The organism is Syntrophobacter fumaroxidans MPOB (genome assembly GCF_000014965.1).
GTDB classification, from domain to species: domain Bacteria; phylum Desulfobacterota; class Syntrophobacteria; order Syntrophobacterales; family Syntrophobacteraceae; genus Syntrophobacter; species Syntrophobacter fumaroxidans.
This window is the reverse complement of record NC_008554.1, coordinates 1,616,079-1,630,767: the sequence shown is the minus strand read 5'-3', so window position 1 is coordinate 1,630,767 and position 14,689 is coordinate 1,616,079. Positions and strand designations below refer to the sequence as shown.

The window sequence follows — 14,689 nt, the reverse complement described above, 5'->3', positions numbered from 1 at the left end:
CCGTTCCCCCCTCGGAGTTGAAAATGGCGAAGAAAAAGGTGTTCAGTGTTTGCGGGATGTGCAGTGTCCGTTGTCCCATTGAAGTGGAGTCGGAAGATGGCGTGTGCACGTTCATCCAGGGAAATCCTCACGCGGCGGGGATCGAGAAAGCGCTCTGCGCGCGCGGGGGCGCCGGAATCGCCCTGATCGACGACGACGAGCGCCCGCGGCACCCGCTCATCCGTGCCGGGAAAAGAGGGGAGGGCAAGTGGCGCGGCGTCTCCTGGGATGAGGCGCTCGACCACGTTGCCGGTGCTCTGAAACGGATCATGGAATCGCATGGCGGCCGGAGCATCCTATTTTCAGACCGCGGGGGGCCCTTTCGGGACCTGCACCAGGCTTTCGTGAGAGGTCTGGGTTCTCCGAACTATTCCAATCACGACGCCTCGTGTGCGCGCAACGTGGAGCACGCGGCGCTTTCTCTTTTCGGCCTTTCGAGAAAAGACCTGGTCTACGATTACAGAAACGCCGGGCATGTCGTTTTGCAGACCCGCAACCTTTTCGAATCGATCAACGTCAAAGAGGTCAACGACCTTGTCGCGGCGATTTCCCACGGCTGCAAACTGACCGTCGTCGACATCCGGCACACCCGCACGGCCGCCAAGGCGGACCGCTTCTTCATGATCCGCCCCGGGACGGATTACGCGTTCAACCTGGCGGTCATTCACGTACTGCTCCGGGAGCGACTCTACGACGAGGATTTTGCCGGGCGGCACATCAAGGACCTGGATCGACTCGAAGCGTTCGTGCGCCCCTACACGCCGCGGTGGGCGGAAGGGGAAACCGGGATTCCCGCGGAGGAAATCGCGTCGCTGGCCCGTTCCCTGGCGGAAGCCGGGCCCGCCGTTTTGTGGCATCCCGGCTGGATGACCGCGAGGTACACGGATTCATTCTACGTCTGCCGGTCCGCGTACATCATCAATGCTCTGCTGGGGGCAATCGGAGCGAAGGGAGGCCTGCCCCTGGCGAACACGCCCGGCGCCGTCGGCCGCAAGGGCCTGAAGAAACTCGTGGATCTTTTTCCCAAGCCCGGCGAAAAAAGAGCGGACGGAGTCGGCTGGCGCCACCCTCAATTCGATCCCGGCGCCGGGCTGCTGCATCTTGCCTTCAAGGCGATGCAAGCCGGGGATCCCTATCCCTTGAAAGCCTATATTGCCTATCGGCACGATCCGCTGATGGGGTTTCCCGATCCGGAAGCCTTGAAGGGAATCTTCGAAAAGCTCGACCTTCTCGTCTCGGTCACCTTCAGCTGGTCCGACACGGCGTGGTTTTCCGACGTCGTCCTGCCGCTGTCTCCCTACCTCGAACGAGAGAGCATCCTGGCGTGCAAGAATGGGCTCAAGCCGTACTTTTTCGTGCGGCAGCGAGCGGTCGAACCTCGGTTCGATACCCGCGCCGACTGGGAGATCCTGGGGGGCCTGGCAAAAAGGCTCGGTATGGTTCCCCTGTGTTTTGAGACCATCGAAGACCTGTGGAATTATCAGCTCCAGGGAACGGGAGTGCGCATCGAGGATTTCGCGGCCACCGGAATGGTTCCTCTTGTCGACAAGCCGCATTACCGGGAGCTGGATGAAACGGCGCTCAAGACTCCCTCGGGCAGGATCGAGCTGGTGTCCGACAGGCTGGAAGGTGCGGGGCTGCCGTCGCTGAAACCTTATGAACCGCCGAAGAAGGCGGAAAAAGGGAAATTCAGGATCACGTTCGGCCGCTGCCCCGTGCACACCCAGGGACATACGATGAACAATCCCCTGCTTCACGAGCAGATGCCCGAGAACGTCCTTTGGATGAACAGGGAGGCAGGGGAGAACATGAACCTTGAAAACGGCGAAGAGGTGGAAGTGTCCGGCAGCGGGTACCGAGGCCGGATCAAGGTCAGGCTGACCGATTTCATCCACCCCGAAGCGGTTTTCCTGGTGCATGGTTTCGGGCACTCTCTCCCCGTGGAGACCAGGGCGTTCGGCAAAGGTCTCTCCGACAGCCTGTTCATGCGCGGCGGCCTGGAAGTTTGGGACGAGGCCGGAGGAGGGGTCGCCATGCAGGAGCACTTCGTGACCGTGACGAAGATCGCCTGATGCGGTCTTGCGTCATGCACCACCGCGAGGTGTCCGTCGGATGGGGCGAGACGTCCGTGTGCCGGGAAATCAGGGAAGGGCCCCGGATGTTTCTTCTTCCAGGTGCGGTTTTTCGTTCAATGACACGAGCTCGAAGGCAAATCCATCCTGCCTGATGACGTTCACGCAACCGTAATCCTGTTCGATCGCGAAAAGGTCCGCCAGGGGTCTGCCGAGGATTTGGCAGAGTATTATCCGGTTGACGCCCGCATGGCCTATGACGGCGAGGTCCCCGCGGGTCTCCCGGATGATGGAAGTGAAGGAGGGGATGACCCTCAGGCAGCAATCCATGAAGCTCTCACCACCCGCCGGGCGAAAATGAACGATATCCCGGCCGCGTTCCGCGAAGGCCGCCGGGTGCTTTTCGCGAACCTCATCGAACGTCAGGCCGTCCCATTCTCCAAGGGCGATTTCCCGCATTTCAGGACGTGCCTCGGGGCAAAGCCCATGGGGCCGGGCGATGATGGCGGCGGTCTCCCGGGATCGCGCCAGGTCGCTGCAGAATACGGCCGACAGGCGGACGTGCCTGAGTCGTTCGCGCAATTGTTCCGATTGCTCGATGCCGCGATCGCTCAACGCCAGATCCAGTTGGCCGACAAACCGCTTCGGTTTCTCAGGCAACCGGATCGCCCCGTGCCGGATCAGGAAGATGTTGCGGCGCTGCGCGACGAGCATGCGCAAAGCATTCGAGTGTCTCACGAGGAGCTCGTCCACGGAACATTCCAGGGTGCTTTGCACCCGTTCCCGGATGAGCGCGGCGTGTTCGAAGCGGCGCTTGACGGCCTCCCGAATCTCCGGGGAATTCGCATATTTTTCGAAGGATTTGCGGAATCGTTCATCGAGAGACACGAGCTCGTCGCCGTCGACCAGCTTATCGGCGAGATAGACCAGGTCCTCTTCCCTTATGGCCTGAGTGTCGGGCACAATGTCCGTGTGAGCGGCCACTACCCGCGCCACCCGCCGGTAGCCCGCGTCCTCGAGGATTGCGGCGCCCGCGACGGCGTGGCGTGGTTGCCCCTTGGCAAGATCGTGCAGTTTCCCGGCCGCAAGGACCAGGTCGAGGTCCAGGTCGAGACCAAGCCGGTTCAGGGAGACGGCCAACAGCCGTGCCGCCTCGGCGACGACGTCGGAATGGGACCGGACGTCCAGCGGCACGTCGTATCGCTCCCAGAACGCCCGGCACTCGCGTTCCGTCGGTATATCCTCCCTCGATGCATAGGCCCGTAACTTGCGATAGTCCTCGGGGGTGTCGCAGTCCATGAGAACCCCCTCGTCCGTCACCGCCACCTCCACGGCGCGTTCCTCGTGAGCGCGCAGGTGTTCCCGCATTCCCCCTTCGCGGGTTGCGGCAAGTCCCGCGGTGCAAGCCCTTGAGATCAGGGGCGGATGCCCCCGCAGTCCCAGGAAAACGGGGTAGAGGACCGGTGCGGCGTGGAGGCGGTATGCGCGCATGAGGGCCCGCAACGTGCCGGGCTTGATGAGCGGGATGTCCGCCGGGAGCAAAAAGAAGGCTTCGACGTCGGGTTGGAGACGTTCAATTCCGGCCAGGACGGAAGAGAGCATTCCCCGGTCGAAATCGGCGTTGAGCACCCATTTTACCCCGATGCGATCCAGAACGGGGGTGATTTCGTCGGCGCGGAAGCCCACGACCACCGTCAAGTCTTCGACGCCGGCCTCACGGAACCGGCTCACGGCCTGTTCGATCGCCGTCATTGCGCCAAGGCGCAGCAGGGGCTTCGACGTGTCCATCCTCGTCGAGCGGCCCGCGGCGAGAATCACCGCGGCGATCCCGGCCGTGCTCGTCATCCGTTCTTCCCCGCCCGGACCTGAATCAGCTCGGCCACGATGCTCACCGCGATTTCCTCGGGGGTCTCGGCGCCGATATTCAACCCGATTGGGGAATGGACTCTCTGGAAATCGCTCGATGTGAAGCCCTTTCGAGCCAGCTCGGCATAGATCGCATCCCGCTTCCGCCTGCTGCCGATCATGCCGATGTAGCCGGCTTTGGTTCTCAATGCCTCGCCGAGGAGCATGCCGTCGTAGTGGTGCCCACGGGTCACCAGCACCAGGTAGCTGTTCTCGTCGATGTCCAGCTGCGGGATGACGGAATCGAAGCCGGTCGGCACGACGATCCGGTCGGCGTCGGGGAACCGCTCCCGGTTGGCGAATTCCTCACGGTCGTCCAGCACGACGGTGTGAAACCCCACACGCTTTGCCAGGGGAGCCAGTTGCCGTGAAATGTGCCCGGCCCCGAAAATGAAGACGACGGCCTCGTGGCACAAGGGCTCGACGAGATAGCTGCGCCCTTCGCAGCAGACCGATTGAGGCGGGCCCGTGCCGGCCAGAAGGACGACCTTTCGCAGGGTCTCTTCATCGAGATTTCCAACGCATGGGCCATCCGTGGGACATAATCCCATTCCCACGGGGTCCGCGTTCTTGTCTTCCGTTGGGACTTCAAAAATCAGCCAAGCCTGCCTTCTGTTCTCGAGAGTGGACCGCACCGCCCGGAACAGCTCCAGGTGACGAGCCTCGGCCGGGTGGATGAGCTGGACGAGCACGCGGACCCGACCGCCGCAGGTCATACCCATCTCGCGGGCGTCGGCGGAGGTGAGGTTGAACGTCCCGATTCGCGCTTTGCCATGTTCGAAACAGTCTCCGGCCAACTCCAGAACTCCGGCTTCCAGGATCCCGCCTCCGACGCTTCCCTCGACGGCACCGTCCGCAAGGACGATCATTCGGGTGCCGGGGGCGCGCGGGGCCGAGCCGGACCGGGAGACGATCGTGGCGAGGGCGAATGGAGTGTTCGCCTCCAACAGCTTGACCATGGTCTTATACAGGTTCATGAAACACGCTCCGGGTTGCGATTGTCGACAAGAGTTCGCTTGGCGGTGCTTCCGGTCGCCGGCAACGCGGGGGCACGCAGGGCCAGGGTCACGAGGAGATCGCCTCGAAGCTCTGCCGAACGAATTGCCGGGACGGTTCGCAGGGCATCCAGCGCCCGGTCCCGAGCTCCCCGTTTGCCGGCGTCTCTTAGGCTCAGCTCGATGCGCAGCAAGTCCCTATTGCCCCCGCGGCTGATTGAGGCCTCGAAATCAAGGAGATCGTCCATCGGGAAAAGCGCCTCGTCCAGTTCCGCGATCGTGAGCACCGATCCGCCGGCGATGGGCACCCGGCCGTCGATGCGGCCTTCGATCCGGTCCATGGTCTTCAGGACGGTACCGCAGGGACAGGCATCCGGCAGGAACCTGCCCAGGTCTCCCGTGCGATATCTTATCAGGGGCATCCCCACGCGGGTCAGCGTCGTGAACACCACTTCTCCCATCACTCCGTCCGGCTCCGGTCGCCCGGTTTCCGGGTGCACGATTTCAAAGCAGAGGTCGGCTTCCCGCATATGATAGCCACGATGGGCGCCACATTCCACACCGCCTCCGTAGCCCATCTCGGTCATACCATAATGGGTAAAGACCTCACAATTCCATATGTGCCGGAGGGCCTCGACAATCGCTGCCGGGACATGGTCGGTGCTGAGCAGAATGCTCCTCGGGGCCGACTTCCCATCACTTTGCCGTGCCAGGGACAGCACCTGCGCGGGCGCTCCCACAAGCACTCCGATGTGTTCCCGGGCCATCCTCTTCAGGGTGCCCGGGACGTCATTGACCGGATCATGAACGATTCCCTGCGCTCCGATGCGCCGCAGCGCTTCGCGCAGCAAATCCCCGACACTCCCGGGACGCTCGCCCGGCAACAGGATGAGCACCCGGTCGCCTCGCTTCGCGAGGATGGACATTCCCTGCCGAAAGAAGTCGATGGTCGATTCGAGGTCTTCAGAGGTGAAAAAAACGCGCTTGGGTTCTCCGCTGGTGCCGGAAGTCCCGAGCGTCACCACGCGACTGATATTACCCTGAGAAACGCACAGAAATGAATAGGGATTCCGTCTGAGGTCCCGCGCGGTCGTGAAAGGGAAACGGTGCAAGTCATCCAGGGAGTGGATGTCGGCCTCCGACAGCTGCCCCAGATGCGCGGAGTAGAAGCGGCTTTCCGCCGACGCGCGGCGCACGGTTTCACGCAGCCCCAGCAGTTGGCGGCGCTCGACATCGGCCCTGGACAGGCGATGCCCGTGCGTTCCCATTCTTGCCGCGATCCAGTCCTGCAGGGGAGTGATCTTCATGAATGCGGCCCGGGCGGGGAGGGTCGGACGTCGTCGTCGGACAGGGGAGCGCGCGTCCGTTCCCGGTGGATCGATGTTCCGCCCGCATCCGTCAGGTTGTATGCGCAGAAGGGCACAAGTCTGCCGTCCCGGGTCACCACGTGGATACAGCAGTCCCGAAGCCGCTCGAGATCCAGGTTCCATGCGTCCTGGAATGCCATCCCCGAAATGGAAAGCGAATGGGACTTCACCCGTTCCAAAAACGCTTCCCACTCCCCCAGGCCGGGCCAGACGGCGGGAGCCGAGGAGAGCGACTCCGGCGCCGACCAGAACCGGGCGACGAAGCGCCTTGCCCTGGCGGCTCCTTCTTCGGCGCATTCCATTTCCGGGCAGCACGACCCGGTTCTTTGCGTCGCCCTGGACTTGAGCGATCCGTCGGGGAGCAGAACGAAGCTCCCGTTGAAAGAGCAATAAGCATTTTCGCAACCGGGGGGCTTGAAGTGCTCGATCGCCATCTTGCCGGAAGTCTGGGCCGCTATCTCGCGAATGATCTCGGGAATGGTGATCCGGTCTTCGGCGCGCGGCGGCCCGGGGTATCTTCCGAAGTAGCTCACGGGCTGGAAGTGGACCCCTCGAACCACTCCGAGGTTCTCCACGGCGTATTGGATGATCTTGCCGATCTGTGCGACGTTCGCTCCGGGGACAAGCGTGGGGACCAGCACCACGCCGAGGCCGTTTACGCCGCAATGCTCGACGGCGCGCTTCTTCTCGCGCAGAAGCCGGCGCCCCCGGATTCGCTCGTAGACGGAATCCTCCATCCCGTCGAACTGAAGAAACACCGAAGCGAGCCCGGCGTCCCTGAGTTGCCTCGCATAGGAGGGATCGCCTGCCAGGCGCATTCCATTGGTGTTGACCTGGATGAAGGAGAATCCGAGCGAGCGCCCAAGGGCTATGATGTCGGGGAGGTCTTCCCGGATCGTCGGTTCACCTCCTGAAAGCTGGATGTTGCAGCGGTTACCGGCGCGCAACAGCCGCTCGAACATGCACCTGAGGGCGTAAAGGTCCGGATCCGGGAAATCAGCCGTGCCTGAGTCAGCGTAACAGTAGGCGCAGGACAGGTCGCAGCGGTGGGTCACCTCAATGAGCGCCGTGCAGGTCTGTTGACGATGGTCGGGGCAGAGGCCGCAATCCTTCGGGCAGCCTTGTTCGGTGCGGGTGGCGGGAGGATCGGGAGAAGCGCAGGTTTTGGGCCTGTTCCAGGACTGGTAGGACGGTTGTCCCTGCCAGACCTCCGTTTCAAACGTTCCGTGCCGGGGGCAGGTTTTGCTGAGAAACACCCGATCCCCGCGCATGATTCTGATCGCCGGGGTCACGGCCAGGCACTCCGGGCAGACGCTCCGCGTGGTGGAGAGAGTGATTCCTTTACTCATGGGCGTCCCGTGGCAAGATCGAATCCATTTTCCACCAACAGGGCATTGACCTTCTCGTATACACCGAGCACCAGCGACGGGCACCTCGCGGTCCGGTTTCGTGGGTCGTTCCCCAAAATCGTTTCACATCGCGTTCCCCCGAACGCTCGGCCGTATTCCCCGGCAAACCATTCCACGAGCTCGACGATCATCAGGTTGAGACGGGGGTCTTCCTCTTCGTTCACCTCTCCCCGTCCGGCGTACAATCCCAACAGGCAGGCGCCGCCCGTCAGCGCCCCGCACGTGTCGCCGGAAAACCCGAGACCTCCTGCCAGGCCCGATACGGACCTGACCAGATCGGAGTTCGTTTTTCCCTGGTTTATGAGCCCCATAATCACAAGAATCTGACTGCATTGGAATCCCTGTTGCGCGAGCTCGATCATTCTCACCGTCTGGTTGAGCACCGACTTGCCCTCCTCGTTGTCGATCTTCAGAATCCGGCGGCCTTCTTCATTCTTTTTCCGGCAATGAGCAAAAAGTATCCGGGTCTGACCCTGGAGACGGCCTGCCGCGTTTTTTCGGGGTTCCGGCCCTCGCCGCCGCATTCTCCCCACAGGCACCGGAAATCGGCCGCGAAACCGCCGGAGAGGATGAGCCGCGCCGCAAACAGCTTGAGTTCCGCTGAGTGATCCTCCCAGTGGAGGATCTCGAAACCGGAAGCGCCAAGGCTGAAAGCCAGCTCCTCCATGGACTTGATTCCGCCGAGGCAGCCGCTCAGGCCAATCCGGCGCAGCTCCGGCAGGAATTCGGGATTGCGTGCGTACACATCGCTCATGAGGAGTTTTCCCCCCGGGGTGAGGGTGCGATGAATCTCGCGTACAACACGGTCCGCAGCGCGCGTCACGGAAAGGCTGCACTCGGCCAGGACGCCGTCCAGGACGTCATCGGCGAAGGGCAAGGCTTCTCCCCGGGCTCTCATCAGCCACAGACCGGGGTATCGCCTGCGTCCCGTCTCGATCATGAGCGCGGAAGGGTCGATGCCGGCCGCCCGGTGTCCGTGGCGGTCGGTCAGGTATCGGACGGTGGTGCCGACGCCGCATCCGACGTCCAGCAACCGGGACCCCGGGGGGAACGGGCACAGTGTCAGAGCGCGTTCCGTCAACGGCAGACCTCCGGGGCGGATCGCGTCCGCCGCCGCTCCACTCGCTGCGAGCCTCTCATACAGGAGCCCCGCGTGCCCTGTCGGCGGTCCGGGAGCCAGGCAAGCGGGATCACTTGTCTTCAAGGAGTCTCTCCACTTCGGCCATCCTGCCCAGAGCGAGCTCCTCGGGGACGAAGACAAGGCCGCAACGCGGGCATTTGAGCAGGTCCACCGGAAATGAGCTGCCGAGATACGAGACATTCACTTTACCCATATCAAGGGGCACCCGGCATTTTCCGCACCACCATTTTTCCCCTTCGGGACTTGCCGCCTGCGCGTTCACGATTTGAACTCCTCGGCGATTTCCATCCTGTGGCTGTACGCATTGTGAATGACGAACCGATCGCCCTCCGCGGAATACTCGACCCAGTAGGTCACGCTTGCCGGTTTGTGATGTGCCAGGGTGTGGCCCGTTTCCCGGTTCAACAGACGGTTTCCCGTTCTTTCGGCGTATTCGATGACCTCCAGGACGTCCTCGACGAGAATCAGCCTCTCCTCCATGATGTCCCGCATGCGGTCGGACACGCTCAGGGCGATCTTCCCGCAGCTTTCCCGCTCGGGCGTTCCCTCTCCCCAGAGCTCCGCAAGCAGGGAGGTTTTCAGTCGCGCCCTGTTTTCGTGGCGTTGAGAGTATACCGGGACCCCGCGGCCGACGGCCTCTTCCATGGAAGCTCCCAGAACCAGGTCCAGAAGGTGGGCGACGCGCTTGCCGCGTTTGGCCAGATAGTCGCGGCACATGGCGCAGTAGGCGACGTAGTCCAGGGAGCTCCGGGCGTTCCGCCGATCGATGACCTTTCCGGCGAGCTCGGCATTGGCGAAAAACATCAGGCCCCCATAGCCGCAACACTCGGCACGGTCTCGAGTCAAAGGCAGCTCTTCCACACGCATGCCAAGGCGCCCCAGGATATTGCGCACGCTTTCGTGTATGAATGGTTCATGCCGGGTGGAACAGGCGTCGTGAACGGCCACCGCCGGCGACTCCCCCGGCCTTCCGGTTTGGGGCAGGCCCAGCCGGTCCAGTATTTCCCAGAGCGACGAAACGGCGGTGCCGGGAAGGCGGGTCTTGAATGTCTCAAAGCAGGTGGAGCAGGCCAGGATCAGTTCCGGGCTTCCCATCTCGCGCCATGACTCGGTGAAGCTCTCCATAACTTCCCGGAACAGGTCATCGCGCCCGGACCAGTCCGCGGGTGCGCCGCAACACCTCAGCATGAGCCCCACGCCTCCCGTAAGCTTTTCCCGCAACAGCGAGTAGACCCGCTTCACCTGTTCGGGGTAGGACGCTGTAAGCTGGCATCCGGGGAAAAAAAGGAACCGGCCCGTGACGACTCCAGGCTGCCGGCGGACCAGGGCACACTTGTCGCTGTTGCTGAAAAGCATATCCCGGATCGGAAAATCGTGGGCCGAGGGGGGCATCCTGCCCTGCCTGACCAGGGTCTGTCGCGCCTCCCTGCAAACCACGCCCATGTGCAGACCCCCCGGGCAAACCTCCCGGCACAGGCCGCAGAGACTGCACGAGTTGATCAGCTTATTGGCGTGGCGGTGTCCCATCACGATGGCGAGGTTGTTGTAAATCTGCCTGACGTACTGCCTGGGGTAACTTCCGAAGCTCTTGAGATATTCGCACACCTTGACGCATTCGAGGCATTGGCACTGAATACACCTGGCGGCCTCTTGCATCGCTTCGTCCGCGGAATAACCCTGACGAGCATCGGCCATGGGCACTACGGGAAGGGGAACGATGCCTTCCGTGACCGTATGGAGCCTTGTGGTGTAGGACCCTTCCCCCGCGCGGCCGGCGGTGAGCGAGACCTGCTGGAAATAGCGGTCCATGGAGATGGCGGCCCGCCTCCCGTCGGCCATGGATTGGATGGGGGAACGGTTTGTATCACGCCTGAGCATGCCGCCTCCGGCGAATACTCCCGCTCGCGAGGTGGAAAAGGTCGCGGGATCGACGTCCACTTTTCCTTCCCGGTCGACGGCGAGGGCGAAGCTGTCCGGAGGGTTCTCGCCCAGCCCCAGGCAAACCGTTTCGAACCCGGCGCACAGCTCGCCGAAGTCGATGTCTTTCCCGACGGTGGTTCCCAGTCGGATTTCCACTCCGACCTCTTTCAGGATCAGAAAGTCGTCGGCCGCCGTTCGAAGCGGGAGATCCTCCCCGGAGAAGCGCCACAGGCTTCCCCCCAGCCGGTTTTCCCGCTCGAACACAACCACGGCGTATCCCTTCCTGCCGAGGTCGAAAGCCGCCGTAAGGCCGCTCAATCCCCCCCCGACTATGGCGGCGCGCCGGTCTTTGCGGGGCAAGGCCTGAATCTTTTCCTGCAGGCTGGATGAGCGGTCAAGGCACGCGCGTTCAAGCGCCCGGATGGAAACGGCATCGCCGGCTTCACGGCGCTTGCAGACCGCCTGGCAGGGGTGATCGCAGACCCGGCTGATGATTCCCGGGAACGGCACGGTTTTCTTGAATATTCTTGCCGCGGCCGCGAAATCTCCGCGGGCCGTCTCCGCAGTCATGGCCCGTACGTCGACATGGAGGGGGCAGGCGGCGCTGCAGGCGGGTGCGTGCTCCTGAATGCAGCGGTCTTCCAGTCTGCGCAACTCATCCTGTTCCATACCCGGTCCCCGTGTCTTGCGGTCCGTATCGCTCTACGGCCGGTCGGGCTCCATCCCCTCGCGGTCGAATCAAATCATGATGCACGCGCGGCAACAATCGACCTCCCCAATTCAAATGTCAGGCCGGTTCCACCGCATGCTGCCTCCTCATCCCCGCCTTGAACGGGACAGGGGGCCGAGCGGCCCCCAGAACTGCCCCCGCGGGATCGGTTTTCATCGTTTGAGAATGTCCCGGGTACGAAGGTCTGTGTCGAGATACCCTCGGCCCGGGAAATGTTCATGCTCCGTTGCGCGCCCCCGACTAACGGAGATTTGTGAAAAGTGTAGGTTTGACCCCGGCCAGCACTTTCTCCGGAAGCGCCGGCAGCCTGGTGATGCGCACTCCGCAGGCGTTGCGGATGGCATTGATGACGGCGGCGTGAGGCGAGGTGAGCGGCAGCTCCCCCACTCCCGCCGCCCCGAAGGGGCCGTTGGGACGCTGCGTTTCGAGGTAGAGGATGTTTATGGTGTCCGGGGCGTCCTTGATGTACGGGAGGCCGCAGCCGATGAGACTGGCGTGTTTTTTCAAATCCTCGAAATCCTCGCTCAACGCCAGCCCTATGCCCTGCACGATCCCTCCGTACATCTGCCCGTCGACGACGAGCCTGTTGGCGATGGAGCCCACATCGGCGGCGCAGGTCATTCCGGTGACCTGTGTCTTGCCCGTGTTCACGTTTACGTCCACTTCCGCCATGAAAACGCCATACATGTAGACGGGGAAAGGGTTGCCCTGGGCGTTCCCGTCACATGCCACGCAGGCCGCGGCAGTCCATTTCCCGGAATAGCGCAACGGGATCTTCCCGGCCACCATTTCGTCGTAGGTGCGGAAGGTCCCGTCCGGTTTTTTCATGGCGTTCACGAGCATCTCGCACCCGACCCTGATCGCCTGGCCGGTAACGACCTGGGAACGGCTTCCGCCCGCGGGGCCGCTGTTGGGCGTGATTGCCGTGTCGTTCATCACCAGCTTGATCTTGTCGGGGCCGATCCTCAAAGGGCGCAACCCTTCGTGCGCCGTGGCCAGGCACCCCATGTCGGCGCCCTGGCCATGGTCCTCCCACGAGCTGAAAACGGTCACGCCGTCGGGAGTCAGCTCCACGGCGATCTCCGAGGAGTCCGGCCCGTCGAGGCCGCAGCCGTAGATGCCGATGGAGATGCCGACCCCTTTCCTGCAGTCGCGGGTCGATCCCTGACGGGCTTTCTCCAGCGCTTCCCGGTAACGGGGCCGCAGGAGATCGATCAACTCCGGGAGGCAGTAGACGTCGGGAGGGCAGCCGTTGGGCGTCGTGTCCCCCGGACGGTAGACGTTACGATAGCGGAGCTCGAGCGGATCGACGCCGATTTTTTCGGCGAGCTCGTCCATGAGGACTTCCGATGCGAATTCACTCTGGGGCGATCCGTAGGCCCGGAACGCGGACCCCCAGGCGTGATTGGTGCACACGGTGCGCCCCGTGCCGCGAATGTTGGGTATTCCATAACCCGCACCGATGAATTGAGCTCCACGCAGAGTGAGAAGATCCCCGAATTCGGAATACGGCCCGTGATCGACCGTCCAGTCGCTCTCCATGGCAATGATCCTGCCGTCCTTGTCCGCGCCGTACTTGAGCTTGACAAAGAACGGTGAGCGCTTGCCCGTGTAAGTGATCTGCTGATGGTAGTCGAAGTTGAGAAACACGGGCCTACCCGTGGCCATGCAGGCCACGCCCAGCAGTGCCTCGATAGTGGGGCTGAATTTGTAGCCGAAGGTGCCTCCCGCGGGGTTCTGCACGAGCCGCAGTTTTTCCGGCTCGATACCCAGGCCGGGGCAGATCATGGCATGATGGAGATGGATGCCGATGCTCTTGGAATGAATGGTGAGCCGGCCTTCATCATCGAAATAGGCGAAGCCCACGTCGGGTTCCATGGGCAGGTGCGGTTGACGTCCCACATAGAATTCGTCCTCGACCGTTACGGCCGCCTTTTCCATAAGCGGTCCGGTATCTTCTCCCTTGGCGATTCTCTGTTCGAAATAGACGTTGGGCGTTCCGGGATGAATTTCGATGGCGTCGTCGGCCATGGCCGCGGGCGCGCTCATGTATGCCGGCAGCACCTCCAGCTCGACCTTGACTTTCTCCGCGGCGGCCCTTGCGTGGTCGAGGGTGTCGGCGCATACGACGGCTATGGCGTCTCCGTACTGGTACACCTTCGTGTCACAGAGGATGGGACGGTCCCAGCCATCCCCTTTGTTCGTGGGGAAAGTGATGAGGCCGGTGATGCGGTTCTTTCCTTTCACGTCCTTGTGAGTCAACACCTTGTATACGCCGGGCATCTTCCCGGCTTCCGTCGTATCGATGCTCAGAATATTCGCATGGGAGACCTTGGCCTGGACCAGCGCCATGCGCAGCGCATCGGGCGGGAGCTTGATCCCGAGGTCCGCACCGAAGTCGCAGGTGCCGGTGACTTTGGCGAGAGCACTCGGGCGCGGGAATTTTCCTCCCCACACCTTGCCGTCCGGCGGCAGCTTGAATTTGAGTGTCTCCAGGCTCATCTCGCCGCGGAGCACCCTGGCGGCATCCATGACCGCGTCCACCAGGGGCTTGTAGCCCGTGCACCGGCAGGCGTTCCGGTGCTTCTGGAACCAGTCGCGTACGTCCTGCCGTGTAGGATTTGAATTCCCGTCGAGAAGCCCCTTGGCGGAGACGATGAATCCCGGCGCGCAGAATCCGCATTGGGCACCGCCGTGCACCATCCAGGCAAGCTGGATCGGGTGCGGGTTTTCCGGCGTCCCGATTCCTTCGATGGTGGTGATTTCCGCCCCGTTTTCAACCTTTCTCATTTTGGTCGCGCAGGAACGGATGACCTTTCCGTCCATGATGACCGAACACGCCCCGCATTGGGCCATTCCGCAACCTTTTTTGGTGCCGGTCAACCTCATCTGCTCCCGGAGAACGTCCGCAAGAGAGGCTTCAGGGTCCGCGATCACCGTCCTGTTCATTCCGTTTACCTTGAGGTTCTTCTTCTCCATGGTCTTCTCCTCTGCTTCGTTGAAAGGCCGGCAGGTTCGTGAGTCCCGGCCGGAACCGGAAGCCGGGTGCCTTCGTTCCGAGTATTGAAGACACATCCCCCCGGGAAGCGGTGCAGGATGTTCGTACCGGAG

At 62.6% G+C, this 14,689-nt stretch carries 10 protein-coding genes; 1 reads left to right on the top strand and 9 read right to left on the bottom strand.

Going from position 1 to position 14,689, the window contains the following annotated elements; translation table 11 throughout:
* Positions 1 to 23: 23 nt before the first annotated feature.
* Complete coding sequence (locus SFUM_RS06865; RefSeq protein WP_011698181.1) at positions 24 to 2,111, top strand: molybdopterin-dependent oxidoreductase; 2,088 nt, start codon at positions 24 to 26, stop codon at positions 2,109 to 2,111.
* 69 nt (positions 2,112 to 2,180) lie between these two features.
* Here SFUM_RS06865 and SFUM_RS21540 read toward each other — a convergent pair whose 3' ends face one another.
* The 9 genes from SFUM_RS21540 to SFUM_RS06820 all read right to left on the bottom strand — a co-directional run bounded on the left by SFUM_RS21540 (position 2,181) and on the right by SFUM_RS06820 (position 14,557).
* On the bottom strand, positions 2,181 to 3,956 hold the full coding sequence (locus SFUM_RS21540) for a DVU_1551 family NTP transferase (RefSeq protein ID WP_011698180.1): 1,776 nt from the start codon (positions 3,954 to 3,956) through the stop codon (positions 2,181 to 2,183).
* The gene (locus SFUM_RS06855) at positions 3,953 to 4,993 is read right to left on the bottom strand and encodes an XdhC family aldehyde oxidoreductase maturation factor (protein WP_011698179.1); all 1,041 of its coding nucleotides are present in this window, start codon (positions 4,991 to 4,993) and stop codon (positions 3,953 to 3,955) included. Before SFUM_RS06855 ends, SFUM_RS21540 begins: the two co-directional genes overlap by 4 nt.
* On the bottom strand, positions 4,990 to 6,318 hold the full coding sequence (locus SFUM_RS06850; RefSeq protein WP_011698178.1) for a DVU_1553 family AMP-dependent CoA ligase: 1,329 nt from the start codon (positions 6,316 to 6,318) through the stop codon (positions 4,990 to 4,992). The genes SFUM_RS06855 and SFUM_RS06850 overlap by 4 nt, the downstream gene beginning before the upstream one ends.
* Positions 6,315 to 7,727: a radical SAM (seleno)protein TrsS gene (gene trsS / locus SFUM_RS06845; RefSeq protein WP_011698177.1), complete on the bottom strand. Its 1,413-nt coding sequence runs from the start codon at positions 7,725 to 7,727 to the stop codon at positions 6,315 to 6,317. Before trsS ends, SFUM_RS06850 begins: the two co-directional genes overlap by 4 nt.
* On the bottom strand, positions 7,724 to 8,170 hold the full coding sequence (locus tag SFUM_RS06840; protein ID WP_011698176.1) for a DVU_1555 family C-GCAxxG-C-C protein: 447 nt from the start codon (positions 8,168 to 8,170) through the stop codon (positions 7,724 to 7,726). Before SFUM_RS06840 ends, trsS begins: the two co-directional genes overlap by 4 nt.
* 26 nt (positions 8,171 to 8,196) lie before the next feature.
* Positions 8,197 to 8,991, bottom strand: coding sequence for a DVU_1556 family methyltransferase (trsM, locus tag SFUM_RS06835; RefSeq protein WP_167321324.1), 795 nt, complete (start codon positions 8,989 to 8,991; stop codon positions 8,197 to 8,199).
* Positions 8,978 to 9,190 (bottom strand): DVU_1557 family redox protein, encoded by a 213-nt coding sequence (locus SFUM_RS23290; RefSeq protein WP_041440082.1) that lies wholly within the window; start codon positions 9,188 to 9,190, stop codon positions 8,978 to 8,980. The genes trsM and SFUM_RS23290 overlap by 14 nt, the downstream gene beginning before the upstream one ends.
* The gene (locus SFUM_RS06825; RefSeq protein WP_011698174.1) at positions 9,187 to 11,517 is read right to left on the bottom strand and encodes a pyridine nucleotide-disulfide oxidoreductase/dicluster-binding protein; all 2,331 of its coding nucleotides are present in this window, start codon (positions 11,515 to 11,517) and stop codon (positions 9,187 to 9,189) included. Before SFUM_RS06825 ends, SFUM_RS23290 begins: the two co-directional genes overlap by 4 nt.
* A gap of 301 nt (positions 11,518 to 11,818) precedes the next feature.
* Positions 11,819 to 14,557, bottom strand: coding sequence for a molybdopterin-dependent aldehyde oxidoreductase (locus tag SFUM_RS06820; RefSeq protein ID WP_011698173.1), 2,739 nt, complete (start codon positions 14,555 to 14,557; stop codon positions 11,819 to 11,821).
* Positions 14,558 to 14,689 lie beyond the last annotated feature (132 nt).